Annotated in this window: 16 protein-coding genes; 5 read left to right on the forward strand and 11 right to left on the reverse strand. The window is 45.3% G+C overall.

The features are described from left to right. The coding region (locus C4S38_RS16085; protein ID WP_234999353.1) for a hypothetical protein at positions 1-265 on the reverse strand (265 nt) is incomplete at its 3' end. A 332-nt stretch (positions 266-597) separates the two neighbouring features. Between C4S38_RS16085 and C4S38_RS10870 the strand changes: the two genes are divergently transcribed. The 4 genes from C4S38_RS10870 to C4S38_RS10885 are packed head-to-tail and all read left to right on the forward strand — an operon-like array spanning position 598 to position 3,029. Beyond that, positions 598-1,101 (forward strand): RNA polymerase sigma factor, encoded by a 504-nt coding sequence (locus C4S38_RS10870; RefSeq protein WP_103983767.1) that lies wholly within the window; start codon positions 598-600, stop codon positions 1,099-1,101. Positions 1,102-1,105: 4 nt separating this feature from the next. Then, the gene (locus tag C4S38_RS10875; RefSeq protein WP_103983839.1) at positions 1,106-1,615 is read left to right on the forward strand and encodes a hypothetical protein; all 510 of its coding nucleotides are present in this window, start codon (positions 1,106-1,108) and stop codon (positions 1,613-1,615) included. Between the two features lie 14 nt (positions 1,616-1,629). Further along, positions 1,630-2,100 (forward strand): hypothetical protein, encoded by a 471-nt coding sequence (locus C4S38_RS10880; protein ID WP_099464894.1) that lies wholly within the window; start codon positions 1,630-1,632, stop codon positions 2,098-2,100. Positions 2,101-2,120: 20 nt separating this feature from the next. Then, positions 2,121-3,029 carry an outer membrane beta-barrel protein gene (locus tag C4S38_RS10885; RefSeq protein ID WP_103983840.1) on the forward strand — a complete coding sequence of 303 codons (909 nt, stop codon included), beginning with the start codon at positions 2,121-2,123 and terminating at the stop codon, positions 3,027-3,029. Here C4S38_RS10885 and bioD read toward each other — a convergent pair. The 9 genes from bioD to C4S38_RS10935 form a co-directional block, all read right to left on the reverse strand. Further along, positions 3,026-3,667 (reverse strand): dethiobiotin synthase, encoded by a 642-nt coding sequence (bioD, locus tag C4S38_RS10890; RefSeq protein ID WP_103983841.1) that lies wholly within the window; start codon positions 3,665-3,667, stop codon positions 3,026-3,028. The two genes, C4S38_RS10885 and bioD, sit on opposite strands and share 4 nt — an antisense overlap. Before the next feature lie 215 nt (positions 3,668-3,882). Then, on the reverse strand, positions 3,883-4,650 hold the full coding sequence (bioC, locus tag C4S38_RS10895; RefSeq protein WP_103983768.1) for a malonyl-ACP O-methyltransferase BioC: 768 nt from the start codon (positions 4,648-4,650) through the stop codon (positions 3,883-3,885). Next, positions 4,626-5,279 (reverse strand): DUF452 family protein, encoded by a 654-nt coding sequence (locus C4S38_RS10900; RefSeq protein WP_103983769.1) that lies wholly within the window; start codon positions 5,277-5,279, stop codon positions 4,626-4,628. The genes bioC and C4S38_RS10900 overlap by 25 nt, the downstream gene beginning before the upstream one ends. A gap of 13 nt (positions 5,280-5,292) precedes the next feature. Then, positions 5,293-6,444: an 8-amino-7-oxononanoate synthase gene (locus tag C4S38_RS10905; protein WP_103983770.1), complete on the reverse strand. Its 1,152-nt coding sequence runs from the start codon at positions 6,442-6,444 to the stop codon at positions 5,293-5,295. A gap of 865 nt (positions 6,445-7,309) precedes the next feature. After that, positions 7,310-8,584 (reverse strand): adenosylmethionine--8-amino-7-oxononanoate transaminase, encoded by a 1,275-nt coding sequence (gene bioA / locus C4S38_RS10915; protein WP_103983771.1) that lies wholly within the window; start codon positions 8,582-8,584, stop codon positions 7,310-7,312. Continuing rightward, on the reverse strand, positions 8,581-9,564 hold the full coding sequence (gene bioB, locus C4S38_RS10920; protein ID WP_103983772.1) for a biotin synthase BioB: 984 nt from the start codon (positions 9,562-9,564) through the stop codon (positions 8,581-8,583). Before bioB ends, bioA begins: the two co-directional genes overlap by 4 nt. Then, positions 9,561-9,995, reverse strand: coding sequence for a hypothetical protein (locus C4S38_RS10925; protein WP_103983773.1), 435 nt, complete (start codon positions 9,993-9,995; stop codon positions 9,561-9,563). The genes bioB and C4S38_RS10925 overlap by 4 nt, the downstream gene beginning before the upstream one ends. 8 nt (positions 9,996-10,003) lie before the next feature. Continuing rightward, the gene (locus C4S38_RS10930; protein WP_103983774.1) at positions 10,004-11,662 is read right to left on the reverse strand and encodes a peptide MFS transporter; all 1,659 of its coding nucleotides are present in this window, start codon (positions 11,660-11,662) and stop codon (positions 10,004-10,006) included. Positions 11,663-11,690: 28 nt separating this feature from the next. Then, positions 11,691-12,758: a DUF4831 family protein gene (locus C4S38_RS10935; RefSeq protein WP_103983775.1), complete on the reverse strand. Its 1,068-nt coding sequence runs from the start codon at positions 12,756-12,758 to the stop codon at positions 11,691-11,693. 359 nt (positions 12,759-13,117) lie between these two features. Here C4S38_RS10935 and C4S38_RS10940 point away from each other — a divergent pair, with 359 nt between their 5' ends. Then, complete coding sequence (locus C4S38_RS10940; RefSeq protein ID WP_160034719.1) at positions 13,118-14,332, forward strand: 6-bladed beta-propeller; 1,215 nt, start codon at positions 13,118-13,120, stop codon at positions 14,330-14,332. Positions 14,333-14,448: 116 nt separating this feature from the next. Here the strand turns inward: C4S38_RS10940 and C4S38_RS10945 are convergent, their stop codons facing one another. After that, on the reverse strand, positions 14,449-15,960 hold the full coding sequence (locus C4S38_RS10945) for an NAD(P)H-hydrate dehydratase (RefSeq protein WP_103983777.1): 1,512 nt from the start codon (positions 15,958-15,960) through the stop codon (positions 14,449-14,451). Positions 15,961-16,041 lie beyond the last annotated feature (81 nt).

Below are 16,041 nucleotides of genomic sequence, written 5' to 3' on the forward strand. Positions count from 1 at the left end.
GTACAAAATGGCTGCCGGCTCGTCTGTAATGGTTTTGTAGGCCTACAAAATGGCCGCAGCTACTCCGGTAATGGTTTTGTAGGTGTACGGAGGCTTCGCCGGTGCGTTGGTGATACTTTTGTAGGTGTACGGAGGTTTTCCGTGCGGTACGGACACACGTTTTGGGCAGGCTGCCCTTGCAGCCTGCTATGTTTTGATTGTTTTTTACGTGAAAAAGGCGGGTGGAGGAAAGGTTACGTTTTTTTTGCAAAATTTCCTTCTTCATGAAGAAGGACTGCGGAACATACATGTTCCGCAGATATATGTCTTATATAAGGAATGTATTTCATCTTGTTTATGAGATGTTGCGGGGGCAAAGATAGGGATTTCTTGTGCGGTAAGGAAAAATATCTGCGTAAATCTGCGCTTGTTTGCGTATCCTGAATATGTATCCCACTACAGCTTGCTATTCTATTAGCTGCCCGTCTTTATCGAAAGATAATGTAACGTCATCGTTTAGTAACAAATCTGGCGGGTGAAAGTTTTTTGCCACTATCGTAATAAAAAAACTTCAGTCTTGTGTTATGTTTTCTTTCCTTTGTCGTCTTAATATCAGAAATGGAACTAGAGACATTCAAAATAACCATATTGCCACTCCGCGGGAAAATGTTTAACCTCTCGAGGAAAATAGTTGAGAACTCCGATGATGCCGAAGATATCGTGCAAGAGGCTTTTCTCAAATTGTGGAATATGCGTGGCCGGCTGGATGAATACGATAATGTGGAAGCTCTGGTTATGATGATTGTCCGTAATCTTACTCTTGACAGGTTAAGAACACGTAGACCCCAGGGGGATGAACCGGATAACCTGTTACTTGACTCCGGGACGATGAATCCCGCAGAACAGCTGGAGCAACAGGATGCAGTGGCCTGCATCAGACACTTGATAGCCGGATTGCCTGCGTTGCAGCAAACTATCATACGGATGAAAGATGTGGAAGGTTACGAGATTGCTGAAATAGCCGGGATAACCGGAGCGCAGCCCGAAGCGATCCGCGTGAATCTTTCGAGGGCACGGAAAAAGATACGAGAACAATACTTAATGTTGAATGGTCAACGATAAAGATATGGATATAGACGGATTATTGGATAAATATTTTGAAGGTGCAACATCTGCTGCCGAAGAAGCCCGGTTGCGTGCCTTCTTCGCTTCGGACGATGTACCCGAAAGGCTGGCTGTTTACAAACCTATCTTTGCTTACTTTGGCGAAGAGATTGCAAAACATTCTGCGCCGTCAGCGGAACAACATAGGGTTGCTGTGGCAAAAAGACCGTTGAGACGCAGGGGTGTGTTCTACGCTGTATCGGGTATTGCGGCTTGTATCCTGCTGGTACTGGGCATCGGGCGTTTGTTGAATCCGCTGGATCCCCGCTTTTGTGCAGACAACTATGTGGTGATAAATGGCCGTTGTTATACCGACATCCACAAAGTGCGTGCTTTCGCTATTGAGGCGCTTCAGGAAGTGGCAACCCCGGCCGAGATGTATTTTCCGGATGATGACGGCGATAATTTTCCCCGCGAGATAGTAAATAGTCAATTACAGGAACTGGGCTCTCTGTTCAGTGATGACGAATAAAACAATACTGCCTTATGAAACAGTTTAAATATCTGATCACATTGCTTTTCGTTGCAATGCTTTGTAGTCTTCAACCGGCCAATATCCGGGCTGCCGAGATGCAGAAAGATTTAAAGATACAAGAAGTCTTCTCCCGCTACGGTATGAAAAGGAATGTCACTATGGTGGAGCTTTCAAACGAGATGCTCGAAACCTATGGCCTTACCCGTTATAAGAGTATCACTATCAAACAGGATGACGAAGCCCTTAGATTTGTTCGCCGTTGTCTTGAGGCCGATCAGAAAGGTGCCCGAAAGATCAAGGAGGTAACCGATGACGGCGGTGTAGTTTCCGCTTACTATCAGCTACCCGGCAACAAAGAAGACATGAATCGTTTTGTACTATTCAAAGTCAACAAGAAAGGAGTCATTACTCTGGTCTATATAGAAGGGGAACTGGACAGCGATGACCTGATTACTCTTCTATTCACCAAAAAAGATTTATAAACGAATAAAACATATACATGATGAAAAGCGTACTAATCTTATTGGCTGCCTGTTTGTCTGCCCCGGCTTTTGCAAACACAGGATTACAGCCTTCGGCTACCGACACGATTATTATAGTAAAGAACAAGCAAATTGAAGTGAAAGACAATGGCGACCGTCTGAAGGTGAGAGTCTATGAATTGACCGAAGAAGGCGATTCGGTTGACCGGGAAATGGTGTTTGAAGGCCATTACCGCGACGGACAAAGCTATGAACGCCGCAAGCATATCAAGTCTCTGAACATTCCGGTGCCTACGTGGGATAAGAACTTCTCTGCACACTGGGCAGGCTTTGGCATGGGCTTCTGCAATTTTGCCGATGGCAACTTACATGTGAATGACGCCAATGGAGTGTCGCTACGAAGCGGTAAGTCACTCGAATATAATCTGAACTTCCTGGAGTGGAGCTTCCCATTCTCTCGCTATAATTGGGCGGTGGTGACCGGTGCCGGGATGCGTTGGAACCGTTATCGTCTGGATTCGAACAAATACTTTAAAGAAGTCGATGGAGTAACCTCCCTTGTCCCGGCTCCTGACGGAATTGTCTACAGCGCAAGTAAATTAAACACTACCAGCATTACCATCCCACTTTTGCTCGAATGGCAGAAACGGCAAAGGAATAAAACGCTTTACTTCTTCTCTGCCGGTGTGGTGGGAGTATTTAAAACGATGTCTTCCTCCAAGGTGGTTTACAAAGATGCACATGGCGATAAGCATAAGGAGAAGATGGATGGCGGCATGAACCTGCGTCCGGTATCGATGGATATCTTGCTGCAAGCCGGTTTCGACTGGATAGGCCTTTATATGAAATATTCGCCGGTCGGTATCTTTGAACGGCATAAAGGGCCGGAGCTTTATCCGGTCTCGATCGGCCTGCAACTGCATATTTAACCGATAGCGTCGAGCACTGTCACTTTGGCTTCCGGAAACTCTCGCGCCATATATTGGCGCAGATATTCCAGTGTATTTTGTTCGATCAACTCATCCGTGCGGGGGTAAAGGTTGTACACCAGCGTGTGCACCTTTACCCCATATTGTTTGCAGGTATACAGGCTGAGCAGGGTATGGTTGATACTTCCCAGTTTGCCGGAAGTGACAAGGATGAGCGGATAGTCCATCTCCCGGATGTAATCTATTGTAAGTGTGTTGCCACAGATGGGTACCATCAGTCCGCCGGCTCCTTCAAGCAAGATGTATTCATACTTCTCTTGCAGTATGCGGGTGGCGGCGGTTATAACGTCCGGGTCTATTTCTTTGTTGTCTTTTGCTGCTGCCATGTGCGGGGAACAGGGATAAGTAAAGATGTAAGGGCAGGTTAGCCCGGCTTTATCCTCCTCTGTAAAAGGGATGCCTTGCAGACGGCGGTGCATTACGATGTCTTCCGATACGTCTACGTTTCCTGTCTGGATCATCTTTTGGGTGATGACCGATTTGCCTTCGGCTGCCATCTGGCGCGCCATGATTGCGGTGGCATAGGTTTTGCCTACGTTGGTGTCTATGCCTGATACGAATAATACGGTTCCTTTCATCATGTTTATCTTTTAAGTTTGTAGAAATTTGTTGGTATGATAACTCTGCAAAGTGTTTGGAGTTATGGCTCCAGAGTGTCGAGAGTCATGCTTGCAGAGTGTCGAGAGTCATGCTTGCAAAGTGTCGAGAGTTATGCTTGCAAAGTGTCGAGAGTTATAACTCCAAACACTTTGCAATGGTAGTTCTAGTTGTTTTCGATACATTAGGTATTATTTTATAGTCTTTTAGCCAGCAGATAGAGCGGGCGATAGGTCAGGGTTACCTGGTTATTGTCCGTTGAAAACTGTTGTTTGTAGCGGCGGACGAAGTCTTCCTGCATACCCCGCGTCCATTGTCCGTTGTGTGTTGCTGTTACTCCCGTGTATTTGAGATGGCGCAGTACTTCGAGAGGACTGCCAAAGGTAAGCCGTATCGCTTCTTCGCGGCAAACCTCTATATTATAGAACGGGGCAAGCCATTCTTCCCACTGTTTGCCGGAAGGATAGGATAGGCCTTTGCCTGCCGCCTCTTTTACTTCTTGCAGATTACCGGGCGAAAAGGTGCTGAACAGCAATACTCCGCCCTTTGTTTGCATCCCGGCCAGCTTCTTAATAAAATTCAGCGGATCGTGGAACCATTGAAAAGCGGAAGTGGATGCTATCAGATCGTAACCGATGCCAAGCTCTGTGTTTTCGGCATCTCCAATTATGGATTGCGGAGAATGGTTGCAGTGTGTGGCGGCGATAGCCAGCGACTCTCCGCATAAATCATTCAGTACCCAGTCTGCGTTGGGTAGCATTCGTTGCAGGTGACGGGTAAAGCCTCCTGTGCCGCATCCTATTTCGAGGCAACGTCCGAACGGTTGCAGATGGAGAGACAGTATCTTTGCTGCTTCGGCACTGATTCGTTGTTGGGCTACCGCATGCCGGTCGTAGCTGTTCAGTGCGCGGGTGAAGCGTTGCCGGATACATGCCGGTTCTATCGATTGGTTATCTCTTTCCATTGTTTCCATACTTTAAAAGGATAATGCGGGGCGTCAATCTCGGTGAAAGGACATAGCCCCTGCCAGTAATTGCGTTGGTTGCCGGTAGGGAATATCATGTCGTGGGTAGAGCCAAAGGCTTTAGTCCAATCTATTCCGCCGGGGTGCTTGTCTCTGCTTATGTTGTTATAGAGGTTAAGTAATTCTTCTTTTAACTCAGTTGCCGGACGTGCTGGAAAATGCTGGTATGTTGCCAGTAATTCGCGGCTGCCGCACATACGGCGGTTGAAACGGTTCATGCCCTCGTTGTTTACATTCTCTAAGGTTCCCCGGAAAATGGCGGTGGGAATACCGTATGTATCGTCTATGGGAAGTCCTGTGCCGTTGATAGCTGTGGCAGAGTGCAAAACTGTTTCCGGGCTTATTACATTTGCAGCTACCCAAACCCCCAGCGACCAGGCAACCAGATCGATTTGCCGGTAACGGTCTAATTCTCCGGTAAAAGACAGGTCACGATAGTCGTAACAAATCCATACGTCCGTATCTTCTCCGGCTTCCAGATGGCCGAAGGCTTCGGGGGTGGCAGACCAGCCTGCAAGGCAAAGGACAAGTTTGGTTGCTCCGTTATTTCTTGTTTTCTTTATTTCCATGGCTCCTGTTTGTTTAAGAGATGTTGTGGATTATAGAGGTTAGTTGGTCTATAGCTTGCGTTTCTATAGCAGCGGTGAGCGAGAAACGGATACGCGCCGTCCCCTTTGGTACTGTTGGCGGACGGACGGGCAGACAATAAAAACCTTTGCGTTGCAATTCTTCAGCCTTTAGTATGCAATCGCTGTTCTCTCCAACTATGTATGGGATGATATGGCTGGCGCTGATTTCTCCTCCTGAACCTTTCAGTTTTTCACGCAGCAGGTTGCTTACCTTATGTAATTGCTTCCGTTCTGTAGCGAAGGATGGTAGCAGGTCGAAGATGTACTTCGTCCAGGCTATCTGTGCCGGCGGGAGGGCGGTGCTGAATATGAGCGGCCGCATGGTGTTTACCAGGTATTCGCGAATCACGTTGCTACATAGCAGGTAAGCGCCCATTGAGGCAAGTGCCTTGCCAAAGGTGCCTACCAGCAGGTCGATGTCCTGAATACAATTTTGTTCCTCGGCAAGTCCCAGTCCGGTAGTTCCACGGACACCTATGGCATGGGCTTCGTCTACATAGAGGATGATGTTTGGAAATGCCTTTTTCAGTTCAACCAACCGGTTGAGGTCTGCCGTGTCGCCATCCATACTGAATATGCTTTCCGTTACGACTATAACCTGTTCGTATGCCGGTGATTCTTTTGCCAGTAGCCTTTCCAAATGTGCATAATCGTTATGCTTGTAACGTTGGAAAGCTGCACCGCTTAGTAAGATACCGTCTATAATGCTGGCGTGAACGAGCTTGTCTGCAACAATCAGCGTTTGCTTGTCTGCCAGGGCGGGTAAGATTCCGGTGTTAGCATGGTAGCCGCTGTTAAACAGCAGGCAGGCTTCGCGTCCGAAACGTTTTGCCATATCGGTTTCCATATCTGTGTAGATAGTGTAGTTGCCCGTTAGCAGTCGTGATGAAGTGGACGATAAGGGTAGCTTTGTAACCTTTAGCTTGTCCAGGAAGTCATTGCGAAGGTCTGAACGTGATGCCAGTCCCAAGTAGTCGTTTGACGAGAGGTTCAACATACGTTGTCCCTCTTTCAGAATGTATTTCCCTTCGTGTTCCACTTCCGGCAGTCGGCGTAGGGAACCGCTTGCCTTCAAATCGTTGATTGATTTGTTGTAATCTTTCATATTGTGCTTTATTTCTGTTTTATATCTTTTGCAGCTACATCTTTATGCCTGCTGTTTTATGCTTGCTGCGCAAGCTGTTTCTATGTTACTTTTGGCTTGACCCAAAAGTAACCAAAAAGTCAAGGCTGCACCGTCCGGGCTACTCCGGCAAAAGACTTCGCTGAACCGGCGGAACTCGCTACGCTCAGACAGCCGCCGGTTTTAACGCTGCGTCTTTTACCTGCGCTTAACGCCCGGCCGCTGATGCCGCAAACAAGAAAGCTAAGCTAAGCGCAGCTTTCTTTAGGGATGGCCGATACGGCTTGCTCTTTTATGGCTTTAGCCAAATTTCTTTCTGGAAATCTACTTTTAACAATCCTTCTCAATTGGGCTAAAGCCCTTGAAAGAGGATGGCTCTACTATCCGTCGGTTGAAACCGACGGCAATTGAAACCAGGCTAAAGCCATCTTTAATCAATACCCGACGGAAGCATTAAAACCAATAGGATAACCTTTTAAGCTATCAACAACAGTAACTTTCAAAGCTATCGATATCGGCCATCCTTAGAGGGAGCGTTGCTCCCTTGTTTCCGGCCTCTGTCGGTGAGCGTAGCGTAGTGCCTTGAATGAGCGCCCGAAGCGTCCGCTGTTTGAGCGAAGCGAGTTCGGACGGTTCAGTGAATGAAAGGCACGAAGCTGCAAGCCGACAGTAGCCTTGATCTTTTGGTCACTTTTGGATCAAGCCAAAAGTGACAGAGTAACCAATTTGAGCGAAGCGAGTTCGGACGGTTCAGCGAATGAAAGGCACGAAGCAGCAAGCCGGCAGTAGCCTTGACCTTTTGGTTACTTTTGGGTCAAGCCAAAAGTGACAGAACAATTCTGAAAGGTTACTTCAGAGACTTAATAACCCCAGAAGTAAGCCGCCTCAACTCTTCGGGACGGATGATAAAGGGAGGCATCAGGTAAACCAATTTTCCAAAAGGACGCACCCAGATACCTTCGTCTACAAAACGTTTTTGAAGGACAGCCATGTTTACAGGGTCTTTCATTTCGATTACACCAATGGCACCTAATACACGCACTTCACGCACAGTGTCCAGACCGCTAGCCGGGGCAAGCTCGCGACATAGTTGTGCTTGTATGGCATCTACTTTTTCTTTCCATCCGCTTTCCAACAGAAGACGCACGGATGCGCAGGCTATAGCGCATGCCAGCGGATTACCCATAAAGGTAGGACCATGCATGAAGCAGCCTGCTTCACCGCTACAGATCGTATCAGCTATGGATTGGGTGGTTATAGTAGCAGAAAGTGTCAGATAGCCACCTGTCAATGCCTTGCCAATACACATAATGTCAGGCTCCACGCCGGCATGTTCCCAGGCAAAAAGCTTTCCGGTACGGCCAAAGCCGGTGGCTATCTCGTCGAAGATCAGCAATACATTATATTGATTACACAATTCGCGGGCACGGACAAGGAAAGCAGGCGAATAGAAGTACATGCCTCCGGCGCCTTGCACGATGGGTTCGAGGATAAGGGCGGCTATTTCTCCGGCGTGCTTTTCGAGCAGGTCTTTCAGTGGAGACATGGCTTCTTCGTTCCATTTATCCTCGTATTTAACCGGAGGTTGTGGCAAAAAGTATTGTATGGGCAGACTGCCGGAGAAGATACCGTGCATCCCGGTGACGGGATCGCATACGGACATGGCATGCCATGTGTCGCCGTGATAGCCGCTACGAATGGTGGCAAACTTACTCTTTGCCGCTTTGTTTTGCGACTGCCAATACTGTATAGCCATCTTCATGGCAACTTCTACGGCTACCGACCCGCTGTCGGCGAAGAATATTTTATCCATTGAAGGCGGTAACAAAGGGAGCAGTAACGAGGCCAGTTCAACGGCTGGCTCGTGGGTGAAGCCGCCAAACATGATGTGGCTCATCTTCTTTAATTGCTCTTCGGCGGCGGCGTTCAGTAAGGGATGGTTGTAGCCATGCACAGCTGCCCACCACGAAGACATGCCATCAATAAGCTGCCTCCCGTCGGCTAGCGTAATAGTTACTCCTTCGGCTCCGGCTACCGGATAAACGGGCAGCGGATCAATTGTAGATGTGTAAGGGTGCCAGATATGATCGCGGTCGTATTGTAGTAGTTCTTGTGTTGTCATTGTGCCCAGTCTGTGTTTTCGGTGAGTGAATAGCCTTCGGAAGTGAATAGTACTTTATCTGCTTCTACTTTACTGCCGATGGTAGTTAACAGGTCGCCAATGATGGCGGAGTTGATGCCTGTGCGAAGGGCTTTGCGTTGAGTGGCTTCGCTCAGTAATGCACGTCCGCCGGAGAAACGCAGGTAGGCATTCGGATTGATGAAACGAAAAAGGGCAATGGTTGTGAGGAACTCTTCTTCACTGAGCCGTGGTGTTTCGCCTAATGGTGTGCCGGGAATGGGTTGAAGCATGTTGAGAGGGATGGAAAGGATACCTTCCTGTTGGAGGAAAAGTGCCATCTCGATACGCTGCTCCATTGTTTCTCCCATACCGATAATGCCGCCGGAGCAGATGCGGAAGCCTATCTGGCGTGCAGCCCGGATGGTCTCCATCTTTTGTTCTGTAGTATGGGTGGTACAGAGCTTGCGAAAGTAGGAGGGAGCCGTTTCGATGTTGCAGTGGTAGTTCTCTACACCGCTGTCGTACAGCTTTTGTAGTTGATTATGGGTGAGTAGTCCCATGGAAGCGCAACATTTGATGTCGCTCTGTTGCTTAATCTGGCGGATGGTACCGGTAATCGTTTCCATCTCTTTGTCACTTACACGCTTTCCGCTGGTTACGAGGGCAAAGCGTCCGATACCTTGTTGGCGGTTATGGACAGCGTGGCGGACGCATTCTTCTGCCGGCAGCAAGGGGTAGAGTGTCACCTCTGTTTTATAGTGTCCCGACTGAGCGCACCATTTGCAGTCTTCGCTACAGTTGCCGCTTTTGGCGTTAACGATGGAACAGGTGTCAAACTTGTTGCCCATAAAGTGGCGGGTGATTTGACGGGCGGCTTCGTATAAAGCCTTTTTGTCGGGAGAGGACGCTAGGAAGAGTGCTTCCTTTTCATTGAGCAGATGACCGTCCAGTACGTGTTGTTTCAGTGATTCGATTGTCATATGTTTGTTGGATTATAGGCATAAAAAAACGGAAGGAAACCGGCGTTGTGCCGGCTGCCTTCCGTTATATTGGAATAGTGAATATTGTTTTGTTTATTGCATACTGTTAGCGCAACATTGGCTAATAGTATTTCTGTTGACAACAAGCAGTTTGCAATAGCTTGCGGAAGACCTGTAATTTCCTCGGCAACCCATTCGTTTTGGATGCTGATGCTGTCGTCTTTTCCCTGGCAACCATTTTCAAAAAGGTCGGCAACGGAATGCTGGGATGTATTCTTTGCCAAAAACCGGTCTGATACGCTTGCCGACAACTGTCCGATTGTAACTGCCCGCCCCAGACTAAAGAATACGGCATATCCTTTACGGCTCCATCGTCTGAAACGGAAAGTGCCGTTGGTTGGCAGTTGATTGCTGACAGTTGACAGGTTCATTCTATTTTTTATTTAGCTACTTTTTCCAGTTTCTTCATGATAGAAAACATAAAGAGTGCGGACAGTAAGCACAGAACGATAAGTACGCTCCATACCATCCATAATTCCATACCTCCCCACAGGTAACCGATGATGGCAACCATGTAGTTGCCAATGGCGGTTGCCACGAACCAACCGCCCATCATGGCACCTTTATATTTAGGAGGTGCTACTTTGGATACGAAGGAGATACCCATCGGCGAGAGCAATAACTCTGCAAATGTCAGTACCAGGTAGGTCGAGATTAACCAGTTGGGAGAAACCAATACCTGTAATTTGCTATCTGCAGCTAAAGCATCCGGTGTAGGTAAGCCCATAGAACCGATTGCCAGGATTAAGAAACCGCAAGCGGCAATCAACATACCTGTTCCGATCTTACGGGGTGCGGAGGGCTCTTTCTTCTTGTTGGCCAGATAGCCGAATATCGCAAGCGATACGGGGGTTAAAGCGACAACAAAGAAAGGGTTAAATTGTTGGAACTGCTGAGGCAGAATTGTCATTGTTTCCGGCATCGACATGTAGTTGATACCTAAAGCTACCAATGCAACTACCGTTACGATGATAGAGATCAGTTTCTTTTGTGATTGGAATATAGAGAACGCACCGTAAATGGCTACTACCAGGAAGGTAAGGTTCAGCACATCGAATCCTAAACGATCCAGGCCGGTAGCCTGATTGGCCGTATAGTCGCGTGCGAAGAATGTCATTGTCAAACCGTTCTGATGGAATGCCATCCAGAAGAATAATACAACGGCAAATACCAGCAACAGAGCAACGATACGTTGTTTTGTCTCGGCAGGTGATAATTCTTCCTGATGTGTATTGGTCGTTGTAGCAGCCTGAGCCTGTTTTGTATTTACATCTGCATGTTTGAATGTAGAGCGGAAAGCCGTGTAAATAGCCATAGAGATAATCAACGAAACGCAGGCAACACCGAAACCGTAGTTATAGGCTTCCGACAGACGTTCGATATAAGCGTTACAGAAAGAAGCCATATCTCCTGTATAATGTTGTGCTGCTTGAAGCCCGGCAAGTACTTCTTTGTTTTCTGCAGAAATGGTTCCGTTCAAAAACTGGTGAGCCAGCGAAGGTATCTGAGATTCGTAGAAGAAGTTGTATTTGGCAAGCATCCAGTCTGTCATCTTGGTTGCTGCAGTCGGGGCATACATTGCACCTATGTTGATAGCCATGTAAAAAATACTGAAAGCCTGGTCGCGTTTGCTCTTGTATTCAGGGGCATCGTAAAGGTTTCCTACCATCACCTGAAGGTTCCCTTTGAAAAGACCTGTTCCGCAAGCAATCAGTGCCAATGAGCCAAACATCAATGCTTTTCCTGTTTCTGCTCCGGTTGGAATAGCGAGCAGCATATAACCTACAAACATGATGATAATACCGCTGGTAACCATCTTCCCGTAGCCGAATTTGTCGGCCAGCATACCACCTATAAGCGGGGTAAAGTAAACGAAAGCCAGAAAGCTGGCGAAAATGGTAGAGGTTTCGGCTGCCGAATAGCCAAATTTGGCTTGCAAAAAGAGCGTGAAAATTGCAAGCATAGTGTAATAGCCAAAGCGTTCGCCAGTATTGGCTAAGGCCAGGGCAAATAGTCCTTTAGGTTGTCCTTGTAACATGTGTTTTAGATACTATTAGGTTTATAAATTATTGAATAATCTGTTTAATGGCACCGGTTTCGGGATAGAAATAAATTTTGACCGGTGCTTTTTTATCTTCAAACATCACAGGCGCCAGGCCTTCGCGGCTACCGAATTGTGTGATTTGTACTTCTCCTTTGAATAGGGGCTTTTTATTCATAAAGATTTCGACGTTGGCTTTTCCCGGTACATTGTAAACGATACCTTTAAGGGATTTATCTTTCTTTTCTGCTTCTTTGGCGTCCAGGAGCGGTGCGCGTTCGGTTGCTTTCAGGTTCATGTAGACTGGTGTACCTCCCAAATCATCGGCATCTATGATTCCTAATTGATCGGAGAAGCGGAAAAGGACTTCTTTGTCCAGGTCGTCGTTAGGTATTATACTTACTTCATAATGATCTGTTTCTTTTGTCAAGATTCCGGTAAACAGGTTGGAAAGGGCTTTTTCTTGTTCTTCCAGTTGCTGGATAACCAGTTTCATAGCTTCACCGTCGGGTGGAAGGTTATCTGCTTCCCCGGTAAGGATATTCATACGGCTTTCGCGTATACGGTAGATTTGTTTGGCTGCAACTTCCGCTTGTTTAGCTGTAGAACCAGCCATAAGCAGTTCTTCCGAATATACAGACGCATCTGCTACTTTCTGGGATGCGGTTTTCTTATTTTTTATTACGTCCAGCTCCGATTCGGTCGGCGTATATTCGGCATTGATAGAACAGAGCAAGCCGTCTTCTGTCAGGTAAGCGTAAGGAGCGACGGTGTTTTGCTTAAACTCAACAATGTAGGTGTTGTCGGCATCGGGTAAACCTTTGTTGATAAGGCTTATTTTGCCTAGTTCATAATATACTTTGTCTTCGGTTACAGCGTCCTTTACGCCCAGATACTTTTCTGCATATTTGTAATAAGGTCCGGCCTTGCAGGTTACTTTGGTCACTTCTGCATCTATAACCAATGAGGTTTTAGGTAATGAATAAGTGATACCGAAATTATTGGCTTTGACGGCGTTTTTCTTTATCACTTTTGTTTGTGCCATTCCTGGTACGGTAAGCAGTAAACTTGCTATAATGATAAGATTCTTCATATTCCAAATCTATTTAAGTCTGTGAATGATTGCACAAAACTAGGAAATATTTTCGGTGTTGACAAGCACAAACAGAGTTCTTACTTATTATAATGGCGCTTTTTTACAAATCATCATGGTCATTTGACTTCATTCCTAGATCGTTTTAGAACAGTTTGGATTCTTCTCCCAACTCATAGTTATGGTTGTTTAAATTCATAGTTATGATTCAGGAAAGTTATAACTATGAGTTGAGAGAGAAAGAAGGAGAGATAATTGAATATATTTTGGACAGATTTTTTGTTTTTATTATATTATTTATGTATCATTGTGTGTAAAATTATGCAAACACATTGTAAAATGTATTTATGGCGTGTATTATGAGTGTGGAAAAAATTCTGATAAGTGTTATTGTTATAACTGGTCTTTGCGGTTGTAAAAGGAAGATGGTAAATGAAAGTGCTCAGGAGATTATATCTGTAAATCCTTATGAAGCAGAGAAAAGTGTTAATTTATCCGAGTTCGTGGATTCAGTGAAATGTATACGATTACAAACGGATTCTGACGATTTTATGGGGAGAATCAGGGAGATTGTTATTCGGGAACAATATATTTATGCGATTGATATTACTCAACAGATGATCTTCCTTTTTGATAAAACGGGCAAATTTGTAACGAAGCTAAATAAACGAGGAGAAGGACCTGGTGAATATCGATTTATAGGGCCTGTGTTTATCGATGAAAATGAAGAATATATAGAATTGATTGATTATGGAGGAAAAGAAGATATGAAATTAAAATATTCAAATATATCATTTGATTTATTAGAATCGCATCCTTTCCCTCATGTCAGATGTAATTCGTGTAAAGAAAAAGATGGAATTTATTATTTTTCTCCACAACATCTTGATGATGTAATAAATGGAAAAAAGGTAAATGCAAATTTAGTAATTCTTGACCGTGAGAGGAACAAGAAGGTGTTTTTTGATAAGGCAATAGAAACTAATGGCTCTTCATTTTGTGCGAACATAGAAAGCTTTGCTAGGAATGATAAAGATGAACTGTTTGTTTCATTTATGTATGATAATACATTTTATAAATTGGATACGACGGAAGTGTCTCCTGCTATTACAGTAGATTTTGGCAAATATGGCATGGATAATTCAGTAGGGTTGGAGCCATTGGGGAAACAGATTGAATATATTAGACAGTTGGACGGATTGGCATCTTTTCCGGTTCTTAATATAAACAATTCGGATATTATGTCTTTTTCTTATTATTTTAAAGAAACTGGAGACGCAAGAATGTATCGGGAGCAAGATTATAGGATGTATATAAGATTAAAGGAAGATAATAAAGTATATCACGTGAAGCAAATAAAAAATGATATAACTGATTTTCCTGAAAATGTATATATTAGTTCTTATTTTTTTGATTGTGCCCATGAGGTTTGGTATGATGATTATTTGGTTGATATTGTGATACCGAGTTCTTATTTTTATAATAGAAATGCGGATAAAATATATATTGATGGTTTAGGTGAAATTACTTCAGAGGACAATCCTGTCATTGTGATGATGAAATTGAAAAAATAAGAGACTATGATCAATTTGGGTGTAGATGTAGGTAATTTTTATGTAAAGCTAATATTAACAGTATGCAAAAAGGAGTTGTTGCCTGTTAATACTAGCTTTGTATTGAATTTGTATTGTTATCTCAATTGCTTAAAGGCTTTTCCTAACATGTCGGTAATGTCTCCGGCAATCATGCTTTCTTCCGAACGGTAGGCTGTTGCCAGATCTCCGGCTGTTCCGTGCAGGAATACGCCTGTTACGGCGGCTGTTTCCGGTTCAAAGCCTTGGGCTAATAAACCTAAGATAATTCCGGTTAAGACATCTCCGCTGCCGGCAGTTGCCATACCCGGATTTCCACTATTGTTGAAATATATGTTTCCTTCCGGGGTACATGTCGCCGTATATGCTCCTTTCAGAACAATGCAGAGTTTGTGATCGATAGCGAATGTTTTTGCTTTTAGCAGACGCTCGTATGAACAACTGCTTTCTCCTGCCATGCGGTCGAACTCTTTAGGGTGAGGTGTCAGAATGCTGCGGGCAGGGATACGTTCCAGTAAGTCTTTGTTGGAAGCCAACAGGTTCAGTGCGTCCGCATCCAGAACCATTGGTTTCTCGACAGATTGTAATAAACGCTCCATTGCAGCTCCTGATTCCATGTGCTGTCCTAATCCCGGGCCGATGCCGATAGCCGTGTATGTTGATATTTCCGGTATTGTTGTGAAACGGTCTGTATTCGGATCAAAACTTAGCATTGCTTCCGGAAATGCTGTTTGGAATATGGTTTCGCCTCGTTGGGGTATGTGTACGGTTAGTAGTCCTACTCCACTACGCAAGCAAGCTCTGGCTGCTAAAAGAGCAGCGCCCATTTTTCCTTTGCTTCCGGCTATTAATAAGGCGTGTCCGAACGTTCCTTTATGAGAAAATCGTTCGCGGGGAGTAAATACCTGGGCTACATCGTCTTCGGTAACCAATACAAATGGAGTCTGGGTTTCTTCTATGATGTCAGGATGAAGGCCGATGTCCAAAACCTTCCATTTCCCAACATATACGGCATTTTCGGGTAAAAAGAACGCTAGTTTTGGGAAGCCGAATGTAAAGGTGTAATCCGCCTTTATGATGGCTTTGGGTTCATTTTTCCGGTTGTCTTCTCCGAATAGTCCGGAAGGTATGTCTATAGAAACGACTGTTGCTTCGCAGTGGTTGATATAGTCTACCATTCCAGCAAACCCTCCGGTGAGCGGACGGTTCAGTCCCGAACCGAATAGCCCGTCAATAACTATATCGTGTTCATCCAGCGTAGGGGGATCAAAATCGGCAATTACTTCTGTAAAGTCTGCATCTTCCATATCCCGGAGGCGTTGTTTATTCATTTCGCAATCCTGCGATAAAATGCCTGTAGGATTGAATAAATATGTTTCAACCTTGTATGATTCATCAGTCAACAAACGGGCTATGGCTAATGCGTCGGCACCATTATTGCCTTGCCCGGCAAATATGACAATACGTGTTTGTTTGGAAAACCGGCGGCAAAATTCATGAAGAAATACTGTAGCTGCACGTTCTACCAGATCGATGGAGCTGATGGGCTCATTCAGGATTGTATATTGATCGAGCTCCTTTACTTTGTCGGTTGCAAAAATCTTAATCATAATTATGTAATCTCAAGTGATTATTCTGTTTACAAAAGTATAATAAACTTTGCTATGTTGCTACTCTTTTTTGTGCATCCC

Source organism: Parabacteroides chinchillae, from assembly GCF_900108035.1.
GTDB classification, from domain to species: Bacteria; Bacteroidota; Bacteroidia; order Bacteroidales; family Tannerellaceae; genus Parabacteroides; species Parabacteroides chinchillae.

Bases quoted from the DNA above. Each gene is read 5' to 3' on its own strand.
- C4S38_RS10925 (WP_103983773.1), bottom strand. From the start codon at position 9,995: ATGAACCTGTCAACTGTCAGCAATCAACTGCCAACCAACGGCACTTTC.
- C4S38_RS10900 (WP_103983769.1), bottom strand. From the start codon at position 5,279: ATGGAAATAAAGAAAACAAGAAATAACGGAGCAACCAAACTTGTCCTT.
- C4S38_RS10940 (WP_160034719.1), top strand. From the start codon at position 13,118: ATGAGTGTGGAAAAAATTCTGATAAGTGTTATTGTTATAACTGGTCTT.
- C4S38_RS10880 (WP_099464894.1), top strand. From the start codon at position 1,630: ATGAAACAGTTTAAATATCTGATCACATTGCTTTTCGTTGCAATGCTT.
- C4S38_RS10930 (WP_103983774.1), bottom strand. From the start codon at position 11,662: ATGTTACAAGGACAACCTAAAGGACTATTTGCCCTGGCCTTAGCCAAT.
- C4S38_RS10875 (WP_103983839.1), top strand. From the start codon at position 1,106: ATGGATATAGACGGATTATTGGATAAATATTTTGAAGGTGCAACATCT.
- C4S38_RS10870 (WP_103983767.1), top strand. From the start codon at position 598: ATGGAACTAGAGACATTCAAAATAACCATATTGCCACTCCGCGGGAAA.
- C4S38_RS10945 (WP_103983777.1), bottom strand. From the start codon at position 15,960: ATGATTAAGATTTTTGCAACCGACAAAGTAAAGGAGCTCGATCAATAT.
- bioA (WP_103983771.1), bottom strand. From the start codon at position 8,584: ATGACAACACAAGAACTACTACAATACGACCGCGATCATATCTGGCAC.
- bioC (WP_103983768.1), bottom strand. From the start codon at position 4,650: ATGGAAAGAGATAACCAATCGATAGAACCGGCATGTATCCGGCAACGC.
- C4S38_RS10905 (WP_103983770.1), bottom strand. From the start codon at position 6,444: ATGAAAGATTACAACAAATCAATCAACGATTTGAAGGCAAGCGGTTCC.
- bioB (WP_103983772.1), bottom strand. From the start codon at position 9,564: ATGACAATCGAATCACTGAAACAACACGTACTGGACGGTCATCTGCTC.
- C4S38_RS10935 (WP_103983775.1), bottom strand. From the start codon at position 12,758: ATGAAGAATCTTATCATTATAGCAAGTTTACTGCTTACCGTACCAGGA.
- bioD (WP_103983841.1), bottom strand. From the start codon at position 3,667: ATGAAAGGAACCGTATTATTCGTATCAGGCATAGACACCAACGTAGGC.
- C4S38_RS10885 (WP_103983840.1), top strand. From the start codon at position 2,121: ATGAAAAGCGTACTAATCTTATTGGCTGCCTGTTTGTCTGCCCCGGCT.